This window comes from Deltaproteobacteria bacterium (genome assembly GCA_016183235.1).
Taxonomy (GTDB): Bacteria; UBA10199; UBA10199; order DSSB01; family JACPFA01; genus JACPFA01.
This window is the reverse complement of record JACPFA010000026.1, coordinates 65,620-87,290: the sequence shown is the minus strand read 5'-3', so window position 1 is coordinate 87,290 and position 21,671 is coordinate 65,620. Positions and strand designations below refer to the sequence as shown.

General features: G+C 47.3%; 16 protein-coding genes. 10 read left to right on the top strand and 6 right to left on the bottom strand.

The features are described from left to right. The first annotated feature begins 9 nt into the window (after window positions 1-9). The gene (locus HYU97_06335; protein ID MBI2336362.1) at window positions 10-2,601 is read left to right on the top strand and encodes a hypothetical protein; all 2,592 of its coding nucleotides are present in this window, start codon (window positions 10-12) and stop codon (window positions 2,599-2,601) included. A 2-nt stretch (window positions 2,602-2,603) separates the two neighbouring features. On the opposite strand, the gene HYU97_06330 is transcribed toward HYU97_06335, so the two are convergent. Then, the gene (locus tag HYU97_06330) at window positions 2,604-4,619 is read right to left on the bottom strand and encodes a hypothetical protein (GenBank protein ID MBI2336361.1); all 2,016 of its coding nucleotides are present in this window, start codon (window positions 4,617-4,619) and stop codon (window positions 2,604-2,606) included. Between the two features lie 205 nt (window positions 4,620-4,824). Here HYU97_06330 and HYU97_06325 point away from each other — a divergent pair, with 205 nt between their 5' ends. Continuing rightward, complete coding sequence (locus HYU97_06325) at window positions 4,825-5,097, top strand: hypothetical protein (protein ID MBI2336360.1); 273 nt, start codon at window positions 4,825-4,827, stop codon at window positions 5,095-5,097. A gap of 5 nt (window positions 5,098-5,102) precedes the next feature. Here the strand turns inward: HYU97_06325 and HYU97_06320 are convergent, their stop codons facing one another. The 4 genes from HYU97_06320 to HYU97_06305 all read right to left on the bottom strand — a co-directional run bounded on the left by HYU97_06320 (window position 5,103) and on the right by HYU97_06305 (window position 8,913). After that, on the bottom strand, window positions 5,103-6,341 hold the full coding sequence (locus HYU97_06320; protein ID MBI2336359.1) for a hypothetical protein: 1,239 nt from the start codon (window positions 6,339-6,341) through the stop codon (window positions 5,103-5,105). A 79-nt stretch (window positions 6,342-6,420) separates the two neighbouring features. After that, window positions 6,421-8,217 (bottom strand): MFS transporter, encoded by a 1,797-nt coding sequence (locus HYU97_06315; GenBank protein ID MBI2336358.1) that lies wholly within the window; start codon window positions 8,215-8,217, stop codon window positions 6,421-6,423. A gap of 1 nt (window position 8,218) precedes the next feature. Next, window positions 8,219-8,644, bottom strand: coding sequence for a PIN domain-containing protein (locus tag HYU97_06310; protein MBI2336357.1), 426 nt, complete (start codon window positions 8,642-8,644; stop codon window positions 8,219-8,221). Further along, a complete protein-coding gene (locus tag HYU97_06305; protein ID MBI2336356.1) occupies window positions 8,641-8,913 on the bottom strand; it encodes a hypothetical protein in 273 nt (90 codons plus the stop codon). Before HYU97_06305 ends, HYU97_06310 begins: the two co-directional genes overlap by 4 nt. A 121-nt stretch (window positions 8,914-9,034) precedes the next feature. Here HYU97_06305 and HYU97_06300 point away from each other — a divergent pair, with 121 nt between their 5' ends. The 5 genes from HYU97_06300 (at window position 9,035) to HYU97_06280 (ending at window position 16,983) form a co-directional block, all read left to right on the top strand. Then, window positions 9,035-10,330 (top strand): ribulose 1,5-bisphosphate carboxylase, encoded by a 1,296-nt coding sequence (locus tag HYU97_06300; GenBank protein MBI2336355.1) that lies wholly within the window; start codon window positions 9,035-9,037, stop codon window positions 10,328-10,330. A gap of 94 nt (window positions 10,331-10,424) precedes the next feature. After that, window positions 10,425-11,702, top strand: coding sequence for an ATP-binding protein (locus HYU97_06295; GenBank protein MBI2336354.1), 1,278 nt, complete (start codon window positions 10,425-10,427; stop codon window positions 11,700-11,702). After that, window positions 11,668-12,414 carry a TlyA family RNA methyltransferase gene (locus tag HYU97_06290; protein ID MBI2336353.1) on the top strand — a complete coding sequence of 249 codons (747 nt, stop codon included), beginning with the start codon at window positions 11,668-11,670 and terminating at the stop codon, window positions 12,412-12,414. The genes HYU97_06295 and HYU97_06290 overlap by 35 nt, the downstream gene beginning before the upstream one ends. Before the next feature lie 44 nt (window positions 12,415-12,458). Then, complete coding sequence (locus HYU97_06285; protein ID MBI2336352.1) at window positions 12,459-13,631, top strand: hypothetical protein; 1,173 nt, start codon at window positions 12,459-12,461, stop codon at window positions 13,629-13,631. Next, entirely contained in the window at window positions 13,528-16,983 is a 3,456-nt protein-coding gene (locus HYU97_06280; GenBank protein ID MBI2336351.1) for a hypothetical protein, read from the top strand. Before HYU97_06285 ends, HYU97_06280 begins: the two co-directional genes overlap by 104 nt. Here the strand turns inward: HYU97_06280 and HYU97_06275 are convergent. Continuing rightward, window positions 16,968-17,687: a CPBP family intramembrane metalloprotease gene (locus HYU97_06275; protein MBI2336350.1), complete on the bottom strand. Its 720-nt coding sequence runs from the start codon at window positions 17,685-17,687 to the stop codon at window positions 16,968-16,970. The two genes, HYU97_06280 and HYU97_06275, sit on opposite strands and share 16 nt — an antisense overlap. A gap of 93 nt (window positions 17,688-17,780) precedes the next feature. Here HYU97_06275 and HYU97_06270 point away from each other — a divergent pair, with 93 nt between their 5' ends. The 3 genes from HYU97_06270 (at window position 17,781) to HYU97_06260 (ending at window position 21,669) form a co-directional block, all read left to right on the top strand. Further along, the gene (locus HYU97_06270) at window positions 17,781-19,442 is read left to right on the top strand and encodes a tetratricopeptide repeat protein (GenBank protein ID MBI2336349.1); all 1,662 of its coding nucleotides are present in this window, start codon (window positions 17,781-17,783) and stop codon (window positions 19,440-19,442) included. A 164-nt stretch (window positions 19,443-19,606) separates the two neighbouring features. Continuing rightward, window positions 19,607-20,008, top strand: a complete 402-nt coding sequence (locus HYU97_06265; protein ID MBI2336348.1) for a hypothetical protein — start codon at window positions 19,607-19,609, stop codon at window positions 20,006-20,008. A gap of 50 nt (window positions 20,009-20,058) precedes the next feature. After that, entirely contained in the window at window positions 20,059-21,669 is a 1,611-nt protein-coding gene (locus tag HYU97_06260) for a hypothetical protein (GenBank protein MBI2336347.1), read from the top strand. Window positions 21,670-21,671 lie beyond the last annotated feature (2 nt).

Genomic DNA, 21,671 nt, shown 5'->3' with positions numbered 1-21,671 from the left:
CCAACGCCTATGCGGTCCAAAAAAACACTTCTTTTGGTAGCGATTTTGATCATCGTAGCCGCCGTGGGTGGGTACACGGTCAAAAAGAAATTTTTTGATAAAAAACCAAGGCCATCCAAAACGCAAATCACTAAACCCAATCTCCCTCCCAAAAGAAATCTCGCTGAGTCAAAACCCAGCGGGCTTTTTTCAGAAACTCAAAAGGCCGATCTTTTTGGCCTAACCCCTGAATCAACCCCTACCGAAACTCAACCCTTAACCGCCACCCAAGCATCGCCTTTTATTAAAATAACCTTGCCTCCTGAAAAGGCCTTGGCAGAAGGCGTGCGTTTAACGTTGGAGGGGGTGTCGGTTCAATCGAGCACGGGTAAGGCCCTCAATTATTTTTGGGAATTAGTAGTTGGGCCAGGGGAGGCAATCAAGATTGAACCGCGCAATAGCCTCACCCCTACGCTTACGGTGGGCGAGCTTACTCAAGATACAACCTTCGTTTTACGTTTGACCGTTTCGGATGGAGCCAATGAAAGCAGTGCCGATCTTAAGTTACAAGTTTTTGCCACTAAATTAGAAGAAAAGGGGGCGCTGGGTGGCAGCATTGATGCAGTTGCCCATTTAGGAGAAAACTATTTAGTAGGGCAAGGTAATGAACTGCAACTTTATGACGCGAATTTTGCAAAAATGGCCTCAAGCCTTAGCGATGATTTTATTAAAAAGATTTATGGGCTACGCGATACTCACCAACAATTTTTTGCCTATGTGCAATCGGTGCAGGGTAAATGGGAATTTGTTCAGTTAGCGGCGAATAACATCCTCGTGAAACAAGCTCTAGAAGCGCTTCCGGCTGAGGTTTATGAATTTCATTCTTTCTATTTATTGGGGAAACCCTATGCCTACACCTTAGACCCACAAGGGGTTAAACTATGGGATTTAGAAGACCCTAAAATTCCAAAGTTAAGCAAAGAAATGCCCAGCGCGTCAACGCAAGCCGTGCATTTGTCGCAATATGATCGCTATCTTTATTTGGCTGATGAAACTAACATTCATCTGTTTGATTTTAATCATTCGTTGTTACTGGCCTCGCTGTCTTCGGGTGGTTCGATTACTCATATGGAAACGGTCGAGCTCAACGTGAGTGGCAAACCCAAGGTTTTTTTGATTGTTACGGTGGGAACGGATCGAACCGGGCAGGGGCGGCAAGATTATGGGGTTCGCTTATTTGCCATTGAAGAAGCGGGGAAACTACGCGATGAGGGCAGGATTTTACTCAAAGACAATCCCCCAGTGGAGGCCTTTCATCTTATTCCCGGTGCCAACAAAGGGTTGGTGGTGGTGCGTCATCAAAATCAAGTCAGTCTTCGTTTAGTTGATCTCAATACCCGTGCCGAAATTGCCTTGCAGGGGATAGAAGGCATTGGTTTTACAAAATTAAGTGATTTAGAAACCGGAAAGATTAAAGCTGAACCCGTTACCGTGGTGGCGGATGGGGGTGGGTTAAAGGTGCTTAGCTTTGCCCCTAAGGCCGATGGCAAAAACTACCAAGTGGCGCAAAAGCTCATGATCCCAGGTTTGGCAAACGCTAGCTGGGTGATGGGCTTGAATGAAAAACTACTTTTGGTGGGCGACAATGTTGGGGGCGCTCTCAATTTAATAGCCATCCCTGACCTTAAAGTGGTGGAGAATCTTCCCGTGCCCTTTGCGCGTCAAATGTTTCCTGCAAAAAAAATGACGCAGCAGCATTTTTGGGGGTTGTTGGCCGATGTGCAGCCCACGGGGCTCAAACTTTGGCTCTTTGATGCCGATAGTGTCAAGGCCAAGGTGAAAACAGAAATTTTTACGTGGGACAATACGGGGCTCAATCCTACCGGGTTTGACGCGGTTCAAATCGCTGGCAAAAATTATTTGGCCATCAGCGCCATGCCCTCTAATCCCGGCGGGGCTTTAGTCGTGAAACCTTGGCCGCCGGGACCAACAAAAGTTGAAAAACCCGTTGTGAAAAAAGAACCCCCATCAACGACTAAAACTCCGGAGTTAGTGCCCAGCAGCACCCCGATGACCATGACCTATCCTCTAACTGAGGCCTACGATGTTGTTTTGGCCCCGAGTGGTGCCTATGCCTATGTGGCAACCGGGGCCGAGGGGATCACTTGTGTCGATTTATTGCAGGGCAGACCCAAATCGAGGGTGCGATTGGTGTTGGCCGATTTTATCGCCAAGGGTGTTTGGTTATCGGCCGACGGCAACTTGTTAGTGGGGGCCTTTTTGCGACCGACCACCCAAGAAATTTTGATTAAACTCTATTCGGTACAAGATGGCTATAAAATGATCGAAGTGGGCACCGTGAGTGGTGTGCCGGCCTACCGAGCGGGCCCTGAATGGAAGGTTCTACCCCTAGCCCTTACGCCAGATGCCAATTTTCTTTTTGTTCCCACCGGGGTTGAGGGGTTGGCGGTTTATAATATTTCAAACCCCAAAAGCCCTTCGCGGGTTGCCCAATTTAAAAGTGGCAAAGAAATTCTAGGCGCCGCTATTTTGGGGAAATATGAAAATTTTGTAGCCGCAAAAGGGGCCCAAGGCATTACGATGGTGCAATTTGGGTTTTAGATTTATTTTTCCATCGAGATGGTAATTCCCGCGAAAGGGAGTTCACCAACTTCAGCTGCATTTCCTACCACGAAAAATTTTTGTAAACCCAAGCCAAACCTTACAAATGCTGCACCCTCACGATCCCCGTAACCGATCAGGTCGGCTTTTACACTAGCGTAAGGCCGAAGCAGATAACGTTCTTCAGGGACAAGTTTGATCGCACCCAAAAATAACAGGCCAGCTTCACTACTCAATTGCAAGAGTCTTAAACCCCTTCGATTGTAATAAAAGGGAACCAGGGGGGGAAGTTCAGATCCATACCCAGCATAGGCGGCGACAAAGGTACCTGAAGGAGCCTCTAAGAGGCCTCCCCCCATGCGAAGGCTTTGACGAAAAAGATTAGTTTCGGTGATTGCTACTTCAAGGCCAGCCAAAAAATCTTTTTGAGGGTTTGCCCAAAAAGAGAAATTAAAATGCCGAAGCAATCCATAGGGGGTGGTTTGCAGATGATGGGAAGTTTTGGCCAACCAAGCTTCCATGCCAAGCCCGGTTTTAGCTAAAAATATTTTGTCAATCTCAGTATTGAGCAATTCGGGCGATGGAGCGGGTAAAGCTTCAATGGCTTGCACCATGGCCGTAACGGTGGAGGCTCCAAATTCTTGTTCGATCATGAGCCAGGCATGATGCCCCAAAACGTAATCTTGATTTTCTGCTTGGATTTCTTGTGGGGTATCTTGCTGCGGTCGATGAAATCGGTTGTAAGTTTCCTGAGGTCGATAAAATTGAGTTGTATCGGGAGGGGTAGGGTCATCGACTTCTAATTCAGCAAATCGGGTATCGACCCATGAGGCAATGCCCTCACAAAAAAATTCGCTAGGTCCCCCGGCTATGCAAAGGTTGTTGGTAAAAAGATGCGTCCATTCATGCACGGTAACGCGATGAAGTTGTTTGGGCTCGGGCCTGCCCTCCAGGTCTAAAATAAGAAGGGCTTTTTGAGTATACGCATGCGAACGATGTTTTTTACCCGGAAGTTGGGTGATAGCCACATGAAATCGTTCGCTTAGGGCCGCAGGCGTAAAGCCCAAAGTATTTTGCACAAATTGCCGAGCACGTTCGAGGGTTTCGGGAATAAAAGAATTGCGCAAATGGGCTAGGCCTTCAAGGGAAACGCCTGCGGCGTCAACATCAATGAGGGTGCGAAGCGGAGCAGGGATTTGACGGGGGAGTTCATCTTGGCTCAAACTACTTAACACCATCGAGAGTTTTTCTCGTACGAGAGGATCAGGATGACCTTGAATCATTTCTAAAGAAAGATTTTCAAAATCGATATCGGCAAGGAATCCTAAATAGTGGGTTATGTCTTTGGTAAGGGCGTAATTTTGTCCATCGGAATGGGGCATGTTTACGCTTAAAGAAGAGCCGATCAGGGAGGAAAAAAACAGCGGTTGTTTGGAATGCTCCGTGTAAAAGTCGTAGGTTCGAATCACAGTTTTGCCGGCTTTAAAACGAAGGGCTGTGGTTCGTAAAAAATTCAGCCAATGGGTATCAGAATTCTCAGGGTTATTTTTTGCTTTTACGTAACTTTCCCAAACTTGGGAGGCGCGTTCATATTCTCCTCTTTCGTAAAAATTTTGCGTTAGTCCCACAAGCCTTGGTTGAGTAAAAATTTCGCCCGTTTCATAAAGGGCCCAATGATAGTCACTAGGTTTTAAATGCAGCCCCCGTGCGTCTTCTTTGGCCACCAACCCCTTGCTTTGTAAAAATTCTTTAGCGGTTTGGTAAATAATTTCTTTAGAGCAATTAACTAATGGTGGCACGTCGGGTGGTACACCCAATAATACGCGGTCTTCGTAGGTGTCTGCCCATCTACTTTGGGCTTTTTCAATATCTCTTAGCGAAAGAATGGGGTCAGGCAGGCTATCAATATCAGGATGTTCGCTAGGATTAAGCGAGTCATAGCGCTCGGTAGCCAGGGTGAGAAGAAAATCCTGATCTTCTGACGTTAACGTTATTTTATTTTGACACGAGCCAACCATGCCCCAAGCCCCTTCCTTCCTAATAGTATCTTTAATACTAAGCAATTCTCATGCCGTGCGGTAGAAGGTTTAAATAGACTTGCCGCATCTCTTGGCCCCCAACTTTATAAAATTAAAACAACTTACACAGTTTAACCTTTTTCGGTCTTTGAGTGTCCAACAGAGCAAACCCTGTAACAATTTTTTAATCGAGAGGTGACACGTTATGCAAAAGAAATGGTTCTTTTTTGGATTAGGCATGATGAGTTTACTCATAACTTCTTTGGCCTATAGCCGGCCCTACCAATATAAAATCCGTGATCCTAAAGTGAATACTCGTATTGAACGTAAGTACGATCTAAACCACGATGGGTGGATTAGCCGAAGAGAGCGCCGTATTATTAAAGCCTCGGGCGTGAACACACGCTTCGAATACCGCTGTGATCATAACCATAATGGAGTGATCGATCCAGCCGAAGTGCGCTGCGCCTATTGGTGATAAAATTAGGGAGCCTCCGGAGCCATGAGTTGAGTGTAGAGTGATACGGGATCCTGGCAACTGGGGTCGTTCTGGTAGTCAAAACAACCGACAAAAAGGTTTTTATATTGCTTAGCATGAGGGCTTTGGGGGAGTAAAAAATCAACACCATATAAGAGATAGCCCAAAACGAGCGTGCTTTCGTGCTTCCCGTAATCTAAAGTTTGTTGGATATGATTCCATAAACTTAAAGTCACATTTTCTAATTCACTTTCTGGAATATCCGGATCGCTGCGCATGGCATCGAATTGTTTTAAATAGGCTAAAATTTCTTCATCAGGGTAATAGAGAGGTTGCAAAGAACCAAGCGCTTGTTTCCATTCGTTAATTGTTTTGCCGGGGCGAGCGTCATAAAGCCGAGTGGCGTAAGAAGCAACCACTTTGGGGCCAATGATAGCAATGGGAGAAAGCACGTTTGCCATCACCAATTCGCGATGCGTTGCCTCGTGAAGCAGGAAATAAAATAGCAATTCATATTCCCCTTGAAGCATCATTTCTAGGGCCGCTGGGCGGAGCACAATTTTATCTTGGCTGGGGTTATATTGCGCAAGGCTGGTTGCAAAGGGGTTGGGGCCATCGTCATAGGTTAGTAAAGGTTCCCATTGGAGCGCTAGCATGGGGTGATTCATAGACAACCAATCTAAGAACAGGGGCAACTCTCTTTGATAGGTTGGTGGTGGTGAAACAGCGGGTGTTTGGGATGTAGCAGAAGTAAGGGGTGAGGCATCAGCTAGTTGTTTATAAGCATCGTAATAAATGCCGTTCAGTGTAGTAAATAAGCCCATATAATGAGCCACCGCAACCCCATAGCCAATCAAGTGCCACTGAAGACTTTCGGTACTTAGGGTGAGAAAAATACTAGAGTCAGGATGGTAGAGAACTCCGAGCGTTGGGATACGAGTATTCGTAGAAGCCAAGGGAAAGGGGATTCCAAAGGGTAGGATTTCGCTATTTTCAAGCTGATACGCGCGAAGCAAGACATCAGATATTAGGCGTTCGCTGCCTTTAACGGGGTACACGCAAAACAGGCCATTGTTACTATCTTTGAGCATGGCCAAATAAAGATCGTTAGTGGGAAACGCGATATCAAAGATGTATTGGGCTTGAGGTATGGTGGGCTCTGGACTGACAGTATAAACCTGTCCATCTTTGAAGGATTGAATTTCAACAGAGTGTGGCAGTTGATTACATGTAAGATCGCCCATAAAATTATCCCCTAAGTTTAAAAAAATTTAAAAAGTATTCTCGGCGTCAATTGGATTTGGTTGCGAAGCGCGCTGATGACTAGGCCAACATTTGGCGCAAGACACTCTCGGCGGCCTCAGCTGTAGTGTGGGGAGGTAAGGGTTGGCCATATTCAACGGTGACCGGATAAAAGAATTTTTTAGGCCATTTGAAAAAGACTTTTCCGCCCTCGAAACTAAAGATGCTTCCCCACACATTTTTTAAACAAACGGGGATGATGGGGGCGTGGATGCCTTCCATAATGGTTTCAAATCCCTTTTTAAAAGGTTGCAATTCGCCCGTGCGAGTGATGCCCCCTTCGGGGAAAATGCAAACCAGCTCGCCGGCCTGTAAGCACGCGCGGCCTTGGGCCAGGCTTGCCATCACCGCTTCACGGCCTTCGTAAGGGGCGATCGGAATCACGTGCATGATTTTACAAAAAAAGTGAATCACCGGCATGTCATAAATCTTTTTCCACATGATAAATTTAATAAATCGTTGAATGGTGGCGCCCACTAAAAGTGCGTCAATAAATGAAATATGATTAACCACGAGTAAAGCCGGGCCATGAAAGGGGACATTTTCTTGGCCCTTAATTTTAATGCGATAAAGACTGTGCGTGAGCAGCCAGGCCAAAAAGCGAATGAAATATTCGGGAATGAGGGTGCAAATATAAATAACCACGGCAAGGGTAAGAATCCCCATGATTAAACAGAGCACATCAGGGGCGAGCCCTAATTGAACGGCCAAAAGTTTGTAAAGAAAGGCGCCGATCACCAAAAATAGGGCGTTCATAACCCCAACGGTGGCGAGCACGCGGCCCTTTTCGTTAAAGCCGGCTTCGAATTGCAAAAAGGCAAATAAAGGGATGATGTAAAAACCACCCGAGATTCCTAAGAGAAAGAGAGTCATGCCGCTGGCCAGATAAGAAGTTTTGGTGAAAAATAACAGGGTGCTAAAAAAGGTAAGCCCTATGCCCCCTAAAGGGACCAACCCCAATTCCACTTTTTTGCCCGACAGTTTGGCCGCCAGCATCGACCCAACCCCAATGCCCACGGCTAAGAAGGCAGCGAGCAATGAATTGTAGGTTTCGCTGAGATGAAGAAAACTTTTTCCGTAAACAATAATATTCACCTGAAAAATTAAACCCAATAACCAAAAATAACTATTGCCTAGGCCGGCTAAAAAAAGCCCGCGATACGATTTAAGATAACGCAGGTCTTTGAAGATGGCGCTGAACGGGTTCCAAGGGAAGGGGCCTTTGGCGCCGCTTGGCGCGGTTGGGGTAATAAACCGGCTGGCGAGCGTGCCCATAATCGCAATGACAATACAATAATAGGTGATCACAATGGCGCGATTATGATGAAGGTTGAGCAAAATTCCGGTTAAGGCCTGGCCTGCAATGATGGCAAAAAAAGTCGTCATTTCGACCCAACCATTGGCATGGCTGATTTCTGCTTCGCCCACGGTTTCGGGAATAAAGCCTGCCTTGGCAGGCGAAAAAAAGGCACTTTGGCTGGCCATCAAAAACAAAACAATATTCATGAACGTTGGTTGAGCAGACGCTACAGCCAGAGTACCCAAAATCATAATCGGGATTTCAGCGGCCTTGGTGATTTGCAACACTTTGGTTTTGGCATAGCGATCTGCCAAATAACCCGACCAGGGGCCAAAGATGAGAAAGGGGGCGGTAAAGGCAAGGCTGGCCTGAAACAGCAGTTCTTCAGCATTGGGAAATTGTAAAATGCTGATAAAATAAAGGGAAAGCAGCATTTTGAAAAAATTGTCGTTGAAGGCGCCCAACATTTGGGTCATGAGAAAGGCCTTAAAGCCCTTGGTAAAATAGGCGGGTTTCATTTTAGCTCCACTTAAGGACGTTGATTCCTTTGAAGCGCCTAAAGTCAGCATCCATCGTGAGAATAGAAGCCCCATGTTCGGTAGCAACCGTTGCTAGGTGGGCATCTGAAATCAAGTTGGCAGTGGAGGCGGTATCGCGGATGGCGGCCTTTAAAATATCCCAATAGCGTTCTTGCGGTTCAAGCCTGTGAGCTTGAGGTAAATTGAAGATCGTATCGATAAAGGCAATGGCCTGATTGAAGGATGTGGGTTCTTTAAAAATTCGGTGATTTGTAACAATCCGTAAAAAACCAACCATTGTAAAACTAGTGAGCCCGAGAGGTGCACCTGTTTGAGCTAATTCTTTCAATTTCTTTAACGCTTGAGCATGGTGAGGAGAATCTGAACGGTGGGCGTAAATGAGGAAATTGATATCGAGTAAAATCATGGGTGAATAATATCGGCTTCGTCAAGCTGATCCATGATTTGGGCGGCTGACAATTCCCAAGAATAGCCTGGCATAAGCCCCGGTTTTCCTTTAAAAATAGTCGGTTCAAATTCAACAGGCTTAAGAATTTTTGGCTTTAGCCGGCTTTTTTCTAACAAAGCCAACCGTAACAAATCATTGATCACTTCTTTAGCAGATTTCCCCGATTCGCGGACTTGTTTTTTTAATTTGATGGCTATGTCGTCATCAACTGTCATTGTGGTTCTCATATATGATGCTATGATGCCATAAAATTAGCATCATAGCAAGATGTTTTAACCAACCCATAAGACAGTTATCAGGTGGCAATATAGCCTTGACCCTTGAGGCCTTTGGATTTAAGCCAGGATTATGTTGACCCTCCAAGAGGCCGAAGGCTTTTTTATTAATCCCGAACAGCTTGATTTAGAAAAATATGTGCTGGCCGATTATTTTTTTGAATGCACAGTTGAGCCACAGCTTGCGGCGGCGAGCTTGGCTTGTGAGCAAAGTACTGTGCAGTGGAAACGCCCGGGGGTGAAAGAAGATTTTCGCAAAATTCACGGGGCCTTTGTTTTGAATCTAGAAGTGGTGGGGGAATCGAGCAAGCCTTTATACCCAGAGGCGGCCAGGATTTCAGAACGCTATTCTCGCTGCCGGGTGAGGGTGGCTCACCCCCATATTAATTTTGGGCCAAGGCTCGCTAATCTTTTAACCGCGCTAGCTGGCGAGGGCCCCTTTTATTGTCCGGGCATTACCACTATTAAATTGATGAATCTGGAACTTCCCGATACCTTTTTGCAAAATTTTGTGGGCCCCCAATTTGGGCTAGCGGGCTTGCGTCAAAGTTTGGGCGTGAAGGGGAGGCCTTTTTTTATTGGTGTGGTAAAGCCCAACTTAGGCTTGCCCGTGGGGGATTTTGCCCAGCGGGCTTATGAAGCCTGGTTGGGGGGGTTAGACATTACCAAAGACGATGAAATGTTGGCTGATCAGGTAAATTCGCCCCTCGAGCGGCGGGCCAAGCAATGTGGGCATAGGCGGCAGGCTGCTGAAAAAGAAACTGGCGATAAGAAAATGATGATCATGAATATCAGTGGAGAAGCCGACGAATTATTGGCGAATTACCAAAAAGTAGAAGCAAGCGGAAGTAATGCCGTGATGGTGAATCCTTTCACCATGGGCATTTCGTCGGTGGTGAGTTTGCGCAAAATTTCTAAACTACCTATAATGGGTCATTTTGCCGGTGAGGCCATTAGCTCGCGCATGCAGTATTTTGGGGTGCATACCGTGGTGTGGACCAAACTCTTGCGTTTGGCCGGCTGTGACATGATTGGCCTTTCCGGTTTTGGCGAGCGCATGCACAATACCGACGAAGAAGTCTTGGCCAACGTGGCAGCCTGTTTGGCCCCCCTGGGGCAGATTTCTGCTAGCCTTCCCATCCCCGGTGGCAGCGATTGGGCGGGTAGCCTGCCTCGCGTGTATGAAAAAATTGGCCACGTTGATTTTGGTTTTATTTCGGGGCGTGGGGTCTTTAACCATCCCATGGGGGTGAGTGCGGGGGCGAAAAGCCTGCAACAAGCCTGGGAAGCCGTGCAGCAAGGAACTTCTCTGGAAGTTTATGCACAAGGAAAACCTGAGTTAAAGGAAGCCCTGCGGTTTTTTGGATAATAACCTTACGGCAAATCAGACATTGATCCTTTCACAAAATTATGCGATTATAATTGCATAATATAAAATATACAAAATTTATAAATAAAATCAAATGGTTATAGATACAAAAAGTCTTGAAATTCTCAATCCTTGGTGGGCTAACCCACATGCCCATGAACAGGATCCCCATCTTATCGCCGTTTTGAACAAACCTTGGTATTTTGATCATCCTATAAAAAAAGAACTCCAATTTCAGATGGGGCATTCTTTTTTGATTCGTGGCCCAAGACAAATTGGAAAAACGACATTGATGAAAGAACTCATCGCTCGAGCCATTTCGTTGGATGGCGTCAAGGCAGCCCATTGTTTATTTTTAACGTGTGAAGCCATCGAGAATTATTCAGAATTGCAGCAAATTTTAGTGGATTGGCTAAAAGCAAAACAACATGAGCGGCTTTTCCTTTGCCTTGATGAGATTACTTTTGTGGAGGAATGGCAGAGGGGTATCTTATGGCTTTTAAATTCTGGTTTACTTCGAAAATCCTTTCTTTTGATCTCGGGTTCTAATGCCAGAGATCTTAAAAAAATGGCAGAGCGTTTTCCCGGGAGAAATGTAAAAGAGGTGAGCCTTTTCCCGCTCTCGCTTCGAGACTATGCAGGCCTTCCCTGCTTTCAACACATCGATGCTCATGCTCGGTTTCAAATATATTTAGAAGTGGGTGGGTTTCCACATGCAATTCGTGATTATTGCCAATTAGGTGGGGTTTCTGATGAAACCTATGAAACCTATGCGAATTGGATCTTTGGAGATGCCCATCGTTTTGAACTTTCTCGTGACATCCTCGTGCACATCATGTTTCGGATTTTTGACACACTTACAAGTCAAGTGACGTATCAACGTTTGATTGAAAAATCCCCTGTCAAAAGCCATGAGACCGCGGCTGCCTATGTTGCGCATTTGGAACTTGCTTTTCTGTGTCATGTGCTGGGGTGCTATGATCCCGACAAAGACATGGAGGCCCCGCGCAAGGCAAAAAAGATTTATTTTATTGATCCTCTACTTTATGCGGTGGCAGGAGGATTATTGCGTGGTTTAAAAAATATTTTTGAATGGTGGAAAAATCAACTTCAAGATTCAGAAATGAAAGGGAAGGTTTTTGAGGCAGTGGTGGTTAATCATTTTGCGCGAAAATATAAACGTGTTTATTCTTGGTATTCATCGAACACCCAACGTGAGGCGGATATCTTGGTTCGTGAGGGGGAGCGTCTTCGCCTCTATGAGGTGAAGAGTAGCATGCAAACTGTGCCCCCCATTTTAGGGAAACAGGTTGATATTATAACTCCAGAGAAATTCTATGACTTCTCATCAACCCAAGAAAAAACGTATTGATCTATTGCTGGTAGAAAAAAAACTAGCCCCATCCCGCGAACGGGCGCAGAGCCTCATTATGGCCGGCAAGGTGGTGGCAGATGACCATTTGGTCTTAAAGTCCAGCGAAAAATTTAACTCCAACGCTACCCTTCGCCTCAAAGGCGTTGATCATCCCTATGTGAGCCGGGGCGGCCTCAAACTCAAGGCCGCCCTGGACCATTTTAAAATCTGCGTCAAAGATTTTGTGTGTGTGGATATGGGTGCGTCAACCGGGGGATTCACGGATTGTCTGCTGCAAGCGGGTGCGTCAAAAGTTTACGCCATTGATGTGGGTACCAATCAGCTAGCCTATACTTTGCGTCAAGACCCGCGGGTGATCAGTTTCGAAAAGTTGCACGTGAAAGATTTGCGCCCCGAAATTTTTGCCGAACCCATCAACTTGGTGGTGGTAGATGTAGCCTTTATTTCTCTAACCCAAGTGATCCCTCATTTGGTGCGTGCGATCCCTGGCCAGTGGAATTTAGTTGCGTTGATCAAGCCCCAGTTTGAAGTGGGGAAGGGAGAGGTGGAAAAAGGTGGGGTGATTCATAGCTCGGAAAAACAACAAGCGGTGATAAAGAAAATTTTGGAGTTTCTAAAGGGGTGTGATTTTCAGGTTCAAGGGGTTTTGGCTTCTCCGATCTTGGGTGACAAAGGTAATCAAGAATATCTAGTTTACGCAACGCGTTAAACTCGTAACAACTTTTTTTAAGGTCATTCGATAGATGTCCCGTTATGGGGCCTCCGTCTATTCCATCGATTTCACAGGATAAAATTAGCCAATGGCGGGCAGATGCCTACGCTATGGGCGACGTAGCCGGGGTGCACATTGCCACGGCCACCGAGCACGTGCTGGCCGGTGATTTAGAAGCCGGCATTGGCGAATTAGCCAAAGCAAAGGGGAACCCTGAGGCCGATCGTTTACTCAAGCTATGGGAAGATTTGCGTTTAAACCGCCAAGGCCTCGTGGTCTTAGGGGTGGCTCAAGACATCGCTCGAATGTTGGCCGGGGCTGAAAGCTTCGATGCCGTTTCTCATCAAGTGAGTTGGCAAAAATTAGAACAAGCCATTGCGGCTGGCAAAAGCTTTTCACAAGCCTATTCAAATCTTTCTGATGAAGAAAAAACGCACATTGCCCAAGCCCTGGGTGGTCACGGTTTTTTAACCCAACTCCGCCAAATCGCTTCCGCCAGTCATCTAGAAATCTTAAGCCAACAACTTTTGGCTTTAGCTTCGAGCTATAACTTGAGCGAAGGCCACGAAGCCGGTGCCTTAGTTGTTTATCAATCTTTAGATAGCGGCCTCATGGGATTAGCCAAGGGCAAAGTGGTGGCCGATGCCAGCATGGCCTTGAGTGTGATGCAGGGAGAAGGAAAATACAAAACAGCTGAAGTGGTGCATGCCGCGCGTGGGCTGCAAGGCAGATTAGGTAGCCTGAATATGATGGGGATGCTGATCACTGGGAGTTTGCTCTCGCGGTGGGTGAAGGGCTGGGTGATGCAGCGAGGGATAGGTTTAGTGGAGGGAGCAAGTCAAGCGAGGGTGTGGGAGTTATTATCGGCAACGACTGCAACTGCGGCAGAAGTGACGTATGTGACAGCCTGGATGGAAATGAGCCAGCATGGGGAAATCAACTGGGGTCGTTATTGGCAAACCTGGGCGCATAATGCGGTTATTTTTGGGGGAGTGAGGGCTGGGGTTGGCATAGGGTTGGCGGGGCGAGAAGCGATTCATGGGATCAATGCAGCGGGATTAGCGACGAGACATTTGGAATATTTGAAGGTGACGGAGGGGGTTGCAAGACATGCGGTGCCGATATGCGGGGGTGCATGCAACGGCCACGACGGCGGAGTTAGGTGCGGCGGGCTATTTGGTGCGAGCGGCGATACCGCAGGTGCATCGATTTGAAACCAGGCAAGCTTTGGAAGCACGGCTGCATCGCAGCATTGCGCGAAATCCGCGGCTCACTCGCATTTACGAACATGCGGGGCGTAATTTGCCGGGCTTTTTCAACAACCTCCCAGCGGGCCTGGCCGCGGGGCCAAGCCTTGCCTGGGCAGCCGCAGGTCGTGGGCGACCTCCCCAAACTTGGATGATGAGCGAACAAGGCCCCAACGCAAAGGGTGGTAGAACCTCGGATCCCCGTAAAACCAGGGTTAGGGAACTCCTGGATGAAATTAACAAAACCAAAGAGGCAGCCCCAGCGCGTGCAAGATTAACCGCGTTGCGAGAAGAAGGCCTGTTGGCCGACGCCCTCTTGAAAATCGAAGCGGATGCAGCAGAGACAGGGGGGTTTGATGTCAGGGATTATGAACTGGCTTCGGGGGCCTTAAGATTCATGGAGAGAGATTTTGCCGACCATTATCGCGAGCCCAGGCAAGTCCCTTTTGGGGAAAAATTGGACTTAATTCAGCGAACGCTCGATGATCGTGAGATCAACGTTGCGAATTTTATGCAGGGCATTGTCTTAGACCCTAATACCATCGATCATTTTTACAAGATTGCTCAGATCGCCGATTTTATGGTTCATCATTGGAGGATCTTGCGCCCCTTTGAAAGGGGGAACCTTCCCACCACGCTCACCGACTTGTTGATGAAGCGACCCGGACGTTTGGCTGACCGAGGGAGCTGCCATCCTGCGGCTGTCTTGGCTGCTCATTTGGGGCACCGGGTAGGGGTGGAGTTCCAGACCCTTTCTCCTGAACGGCACGTTGCCCTTTTTACCCCGCAAGGGGGTGGGCTTTATTTCGAACCACAGAGCGGAGATTTGCTGCCCCCTGCCTATTATGAGTCAAAAAAACAGGTTTTGAATGCCGATCAACAGCCACAGCCTGTAGAGGCCCTCTTGACCAATCCCTTACTTAGGTTTGCAAGAAGTTCAGAACATCGAGACAAAATAGTGGTTTTACTCGAAGCGCTAGGGCTGGAGACGACTACTGTTCAGATAAATAAAGCTTTTTTTCTAGCAGATAAAGGGCTTAAAAAAGAAGCCATCGCTCACTTGCGAATCTTTGTTAGCCAGCATCCGCGCTATGTTTTTGCTCGCGTTGCCTTAGCGCAGTGGTTGATAGAAGAAGGGGGTGATGCCACCACTGAAGTTGAGGTTAGGCAACACCTAGAAGCAGCCGTGGCGATTTTGACCGTGCGAGCAGGGGGAGAGGGCAGGGCCTACCAAGGGTCTCATTTGTGGGTGGACGATCATACTGCTCAAGCGGCCTTTGCCAATTTAGGGGGCATGTATTTGGCTGAAACCAACTATGACAACGCTGTCAGGGTGCTCGAGTTGGGTCATAAGCTTTTTCCTCAAGGCCAAGAGATACAAAACTTATTGGTTGAAGCCTATCATGTGCAATTGGAGGCAATCAAGCGGCAGTCTTATGCTACTGATGCCCGCCAACGTACCAAGGCATTCCGCAATACATTCCGGAAGGCTCGCGAGGTATTGCTTAAGTTGGCCCAATTCAGGCCCAATGCGGTTGAAGTTTATAGTGATTTAGGAACGACTAGCCTAGGGCAAGGTTATTTAGACGAAGCCATAGCCTATTTTCGTCACGCGGCTACTTTAGAGCCGGAGGTAATAGTCCCATTTTTATTGACCCAAATTGAACTTCTTGAAACAAGGCGGGATTACGCCACTGCCTATGCTTTAGCCAAGGCCTTTGCAGACGATTTGACCACTCACGATCCTGTACTAGTGGCGAGAGCATTGGCCTGGCAGCCACCCCCCTTGACTCATGACCCCCTCGAGAGAATTCCATTAGATCACTTGGCTCAAGATTTTGCCGAGGGGCGTGCCCATGCTTGGCCCGATCTCTTGAAGTTGGTTGCAGCAGGCAGGATTGCCGAGGCCTATCTGGTAGCAGAAGAGTTAACTTATCCCAACGGGCATACGTCTGTAAGCGCATTGACGCCATTGGTGCAAGGTTTGGAGGCTTATTTTGAAGGATTCAGGCAAGACCCCTTACGATTCCCTGCATTTTTAGATGCATCAAGAGAGCTGGCCGAACAAGCGATTAGGGGAGGCATTTCTTTAAACCACGGTGGCAGCGATTATGATCTGCTTTATCGGTTGGCCCAACTAAAGACTTATTTTGGTGGCCCCGCGAGCGTGTTAACCCCCTTCCGCAGCAGGTGGGAATATCCCACAGAATTAGCCGCCCTGTTGCGGGGAGAGTTAGGTGCCTATCCTTATACCGAACCCACTTACGCCTTGAACGCCCTGGCTGCCCATCTGGGACACCAAGCCGGCATTGCCTTTCGCGCCGTGCCCCTGGATCGCAATTACGCACTCTGGGCGCCCCTGGGGGAAGGTGCATTTTTTGACCCATTTCGGGGCAAACTTTATCATCCCAAACGTTACGTGGGCGCGGGGCGGGTAGCGGCAAGGCATTTGGCCGAGCCCCCCGGCTTAGAGCATCTTTTGGCGGTTCCATTGGCTCAGTGGGCCGCACGAGGTTCTGTTGATGAAGGGTTGGTTAGGGTGAAACGTTTAGGCACACAGTTTCTTGCCGATCGTAACATCTTGATAAGATCTGCTGAAAAACACTATCGTTTGGGCCAAGTAGCCGATGCTGAAAAGATTTTAAGGGACATGCTTGCCCGAGATCCTCATCAACTCGATGCCTTTGCGCTGCTCTCAGAAATCTTGGTTAATGAGCGTCGCTTAGCTGAAGTAGCAGCTCTGATCCCTGAATCCGTACGAAAGGGTTTGCTCAGCTACCACGAGGCATTGGGTATTGACGGCCTCATGGGCTATCCACGGCAGACCATGGCCAAGTTAAACTACAGTGTTGGGGTCTATTTTCTTCACCAACACGATGAAGCCAAGGCCATCCGCCATTTGGAAATGGCATTGCGTTTAGACCCTAATTTTCACGAACCCCGCGAGGGCTTGCTTAGGGTGTATCTCCGACAGTTTGATGATTATTATGACCGAGCTTCTTATGGGATGGCCGCTGAAATAGGGCAGAAATATCTCGAGTTCTTACCGCCCGGCCACGATACCCATTCAACCATGTTATGGAATATAGGGCGGGCACATTTAAAAGATAAATTACCCGACCGAGCCATCGAATTTTGGTTGGGGCACATTGCAGAGTCCGATCACTTAGCCCTGGTGCTTTCGGAATACATGGTTAAAGAGGCCCAAATAAGCGGCCCCTCGGCCTATGAGCCCTTTGCCCCCTTGTTCGAAAAAAGACCCACCCTGCGTCAAGAAGTGCGTCAAACGGAGGCCTACCTTGGTTATGAGCCCAAGTAATAATGGGCGAGCAGTGTAGAAATGAGATTCCACGAGGCATGTAGCCCAAGGGTTGCCAAGGTAGAACCGGTATGCCAGCGCGCCAGCCCCAATAAAATTCCACCCCCCAAGATGATGCCCATGAAGATTCCGTGGTATTGAAAGTGCGTCAAAGCCCAAAGCAAGGCGGGGATGATAATAGCCCCGGGCACGGCTAGCCTAGTGGTGGCAATGCCTTGGTAAAGCAACCCACGAAACACTAATTCTTCTAATAAAGGTGCAGCGATGATGAGCGCAATCCACAAGAGGAGCAGAGACCCTGCATTTTTGTAGATGGTTTCCATAAATTCATGCACGACGGGAAAGCCTAACTTCTGCATCCCATATTCGCTGCAAACTAAATAGGCGATCAAAGTGATCTGCCAAAATAAATAACGAGGCCAGGCAAATTTTTTGAGGGCCAAATAACGAGCGACCGGTAGCCCTTGCATTTTCAAAAATCCCCCGAGCAAGGCGGTGCAAAACAAGGCGCGAGCTAAAGTGGTGAGGCTAAAATAAATACCATCGAAACTTAAATTGTGGACATAAAGCGCAAGATCGCTTTCGGGGTGGCGCCAAGTTTGTATGGCCATGAATCCCATGCCTACCACGAGTTCGGCGCCCACAAACAACAGGGCAATGGCTAAAAAAATACCTAAAGTGGCCCAGAGGCTTAATCTTTCCATGGCTTTCTCAAAAAAATATGCTACGTTACTGTGTCATTGCGAGGCCAGCAGGGCGAAGCAATCTCTCTTACTTCGCAATGGTGGCTTTTTATTATGAAACTGAAGCTCGCCTTTCGATTACTAATCGCGATTCCCCTATTCGGCATTCAAGTTGCTTGTAGTCATACGCAAGGTTCAATTCACAAGGCCAAAGGCAGGCCGCCTCCACAAAGGGCCCTGCCGTGGGCAGGCGAAAAAGAAGTAACACCGGCAGCCCCCGATGCCATTCTCAATTTCCTCGATGCCCAACTCTTTGCCTTCCGCGGTGCCAATTCCCAAGCAGAAAACGCCCTACAACGTGCGGTAGAAGCGGATCCAGAGTCGGCTTATTTACACTATGAATACGCCCGCACTTTAACCGAGACCCATCAATTGCCACAAGCCCTGGTGCAAGCCAAAGCAGCCACTCATCGCGAACCCAGCAATAGCCGATATCATGTGTTAGTGGGGCAGGTCTATTCTTTACAAGAAAATCATGCGGCGGCACTGCAAGAATACCGCACCGCTATTCGTTTAAATGCTACCTATGAAGATGCACATAAAATGTTGGTGAGGGAATATCTGTTGATGAAGAATTACCCAACCGCCCTGGTGGCTACCCAACAGTGGATTCGGCAAAACCCCAAGGCCAAACTAGCCTATTATTCGTTGGGGTCGATTTATTCGGTGCAACTAAAAAATGACGCACAAGCCATTATCGCATTCAAAAAGGTTTTAGATTTTGATCCCGACGACATTCGGGCATTGGCAAGCCTGGCCCGCATTTACATCGATGCTAAAAAATTTAAAGAAGCCGAAGGTTACATGAGTAGATTAGAAAAGCTCGCCATTGGCGATTTAGACATTACCCTGCGGGCGGGCATTCTCTACTTTCAATTGCAAAATTACCCCGAGGCTGAAAAACGCTTTGCCAAGGTGTTGCGGTTTAATCCCAATAGCGACCAGTTGCTTTATTATTTGGGGCTCACCTATGAAGTGCAAAAAAAGATGGATGAAGCCGTTAACGCTTATGCCAAACTACCCCCCGATTCGACCCTATTTCACGAGGTCTCGATTCGCAAATGGGTGCTATTATTTGACCAAGAAAAATATAAACTCATTGAATCTGAACTCAAGGCCTTACTTAAGAAAAAAGCCGACCCTGACTATTACGATATTTTAGCCGCCGTACTAAGTAAGCAAAATCGATATTCCGAAGGCATTGCTGTTTTAGAAAAAGCACTCGTAACCTTTGCCGGGAGTGAAAAATTATTATTTTCTTTGGGAGTTGCCTACGACAAAGTGGGGAAGGTAGAAGCGAGTGTCACCACCATGCAAAAGCTCTTAGAGGTTAATCCCAAAAGCCCGATGGCATTGAATTATGTGGGCTATGCCTGGGCCGATCAAGGCATTAAGTTGCAAGAGGCCTTGGAGCTTATTCAGAAGGCAATCAAACTAGATCCCGCCGATGGTTATATTACCGATAGTTTAGGCTGGGTTTATTTTCGCTTAGGCGATTTAGAAAAGGCGCTCTTTTATTTAAAAAAGGCCGACCTTATGGCGCCCAACGAATATACCTTGCTAGATCATTTAGGTGAGGTTTATCGCAAGCTCAATCAAGAGACCAAAGCCCAAGAATATTTTCGCCGGGCCTTAAAATTATTGGAAGAAAAGAAAACCTTAGATCGGCGCGAAAAAGAAGACTTAGAAAAAATTCGAAAGAAAATAACGCCATGAGCTTTATTCTGTCATTGCGAACCAAGGGAATTCTCTGTCATTGCGAGCCAAGGGAATTCTCTGTCATTGCGAGCCCAGCAGGGCGAAGCAATCTCTCTGCGTCTAACCGGTGGGATTGCCACGCCCGTTGGGCTCGCAATGACAGAGAGTCCCCTGGGTTCGCAATGACAGAGTTCCGCGCAATGACATGTTTTTTATTAGCTTTGATCTTGGTTTGGCCAGGGGTCGCCTGGGGCGATGATCCCGCAGTGGCCTGTCTTGGCGTTAAGGCCGTGGCCCAAGTTGATTTAGAAGCGAAAAAGAAAAAGCTGCATTTTGATTTAGTTATCGAAGCCCAGGCCCCCGATCAAATCCGCTTTGAAATGCTCGACGATTTTGGCCAAACTCTTTATCAGTTTGAAGGCGATGAAAAGCAGTTCAAAAAAATTTTTGGTTTTAAATTAAAACGCAAAGAATGGGTGGATCTATTCTTGAGGCAATCTTCTGGAAACTCCATGTTGCTTAAGCTCAAACGGCCGAAGGTGCAACTTCATTTTTATTTTCAATCATGGGAGTGTGACAAGTGAAACTAAGGTTGAAGATTGCTTTACTATCATGGATCCCCGCCTTCGCGGGGATGACATTGATGCTTAGTTGCTCAAGTTGGCAGCCACCCAAAGATCCTTACACCTTGATCGATCATATGGGCGGCGAGCCCGATGTGCTCAACCCCATCTTGGGGCAAGATGTTTATGAAAGTAGGGTCGATAATTTCATTTTTGATTATTTGATTATTCGCGACAATAAAACCCTAGAGTTTGTTCCCAAAATTGCCTGGCGTTGGGAGGTGAGCGATGATCATTTAGAATACATCTTTCATTTGCGCAAAGATGTGACCTGGCACGATGGCCAAGCTTTAACGGCCGATGATATTTTGTTTAGTTATGACCGCATTCGAGACCCCAAGGTAAATGCCGCGCACTTACGCAATTATTATCAAGACATAAAGTCGGTTGAAAAGCTCGATGCCCACACGGTTAAATTTACCTATGCTCGGCCCTATTTCCGAGCCTTGGAATTTATTGGGGGCATGCCCATTTTACCTCGTCATTTATATGGTTCGGCCGACAACCAACTCAAAAGTTTTTCCGAACATTCTTGGGTTAGGCAGTTAGTCAAAGACGACAGCTACGATTTTAACACGGCGGCAATCAATCGCCATCCGGTGGGGTCAGGTCCTTATGTTTTCAAAAAGTGGGAATCGGGGGCGGCCATTGTTTTAGAGGCCAATCCCAATTATTGGGACAAACAACACACCCCCGAGATTAAGCGGATTTATTTTAAAATTGTATCGAACGATACGGTCGCCTTGCAAATGCTCAAAAAAGGCGATTTAGACCAGGCTGGTTTAAGGCCCATTCAGTGGGTTAAACAAACTCAATCTGAAAAATTTCAAAAGAAGTTTTACCGTTTTCAATATTCAAGTTTAGGCTATCGTTACATTGGGTGGAATGCCAAGCGCCCTTGGTTTAAAGATGCAAGCGTGCGCAAGGCCTTGTCGCACTTAATTAATCAAAAAGAGATCGTTGAAAAACTCGAATTTAATTTGGGCGAAGCTTCCACTGGCCCCTTTTCGCCACAAGTTTATGGTTATGACCATAGTTTGCCCCCCATCGAGTTTAACCCCGCTTCGGCCAAACAATTGTTGAAAGCGGCGGGTTGGGAAGATCATGACGGCGATGGCGTTATTGACAAAGATGGAAAGCCCTTTCGCTTTACATTCCTTTTTCCCGCCGGGGCTCGTTTTTATGAACGGCTGGGGAGCATCATGAAAAATAACATGGCACGGGTGGGGATCGATGTAACTTTAAGTCGGATAGAATGGTCAGTGTTTTTACAAAAAGTCAACCAACGTGATTTTGATGCAGTGTCTTTAGGCTGGAGTGGCAGTTTTGACCCCGATCCTTACCAAATTTGGCATTCTTCTCAAATTAAAGAAGGGCATAATTTTGTCAGTTTTCAAAATGCCGAGGCCGACAGCCTCATCGAACAAGTGCGAGTGACCTTTGATCAGGCCGAGCGCGACTTGTTGCTTAAACGCATCCATCGCATTATTTATGATGAACAGCCTTACACATTTTTGTATGCTACCATGAGTTTGGTAGCCCTTGATAAACGGTTTAGCAACGTACAGCTCTATCGCGGTGGCCTTGACCCCTTAGAATGGACAGTCAAGGCCGCGCCATAAAC

Excerpts from the sequence above, each read along its gene's own strand:
- HYU97_06335 (MBI2336362.1), top strand. The coding sequence starts at position 10 with ATGCGGTCCAAAAAAACACTTCTTTTGGTAGCGATTTTGATCATCGTA.
- HYU97_06330 (MBI2336361.1), bottom strand. The coding sequence starts at position 4,619 with ATGGTTGGCTCGTGTCAAAATAAAATAACGTTAACGTCAGAAGATCAG.
- HYU97_06325 (MBI2336360.1), top strand. The coding sequence starts at position 4,825 with ATGCAAAAGAAATGGTTCTTTTTTGGATTAGGCATGATGAGTTTACTC.
- HYU97_06320 (MBI2336359.1), bottom strand. The coding sequence starts at position 6,341 with ATGGGCGATCTTACATGTAATCAACTGCCACACTCTGTTGAAATTCAA.
- HYU97_06315 (MBI2336358.1), bottom strand. The coding sequence starts at position 8,217 with ATGAAACCCGCCTATTTTACCAAGGGCTTTAAGGCCTTTCTCATGACC.
- HYU97_06310 (MBI2336357.1), bottom strand. The coding sequence starts at position 8,644 with ATGATTTTACTCGATATCAATTTCCTCATTTACGCCCACCGTTCAGAT.
- HYU97_06305 (MBI2336356.1), bottom strand. The coding sequence starts at position 8,913 with ATGAGAACCACAATGACAGTTGATGACGACATAGCCATCAAATTAAAA.
- HYU97_06300 (MBI2336355.1), top strand. The coding sequence starts at position 9,035 with ATGTTGACCCTCCAAGAGGCCGAAGGCTTTTTTATTAATCCCGAACAG.
- HYU97_06295 (MBI2336354.1), top strand. The coding sequence starts at position 10,425 with ATGGTTATAGATACAAAAAGTCTTGAAATTCTCAATCCTTGGTGGGCT.
- HYU97_06290 (MBI2336353.1), top strand. The coding sequence starts at position 11,668 with ATGACTTCTCATCAACCCAAGAAAAAACGTATTGATCTATTGCTGGTA.
- HYU97_06285 (MBI2336352.1), top strand. The coding sequence starts at position 12,459 with ATGGGGCCTCCGTCTATTCCATCGATTTCACAGGATAAAATTAGCCAA.
- HYU97_06280 (MBI2336351.1), top strand. The coding sequence starts at position 13,528 with ATGCGGTGCCGATATGCGGGGGTGCATGCAACGGCCACGACGGCGGAG.
- HYU97_06275 (MBI2336350.1), bottom strand. The coding sequence starts at position 17,687 with ATGGAAAGATTAAGCCTCTGGGCCACTTTAGGTATTTTTTTAGCCATT.
- HYU97_06270 (MBI2336349.1), top strand. The coding sequence starts at position 17,781 with ATGAAACTGAAGCTCGCCTTTCGATTACTAATCGCGATTCCCCTATTC.
- HYU97_06265 (MBI2336348.1), top strand. The coding sequence starts at position 19,607 with ATGACAGAGTTCCGCGCAATGACATGTTTTTTATTAGCTTTGATCTTG.
- HYU97_06260 (MBI2336347.1), top strand. The coding sequence starts at position 20,059 with ATGACATTGATGCTTAGTTGCTCAAGTTGGCAGCCACCCAAAGATCCT.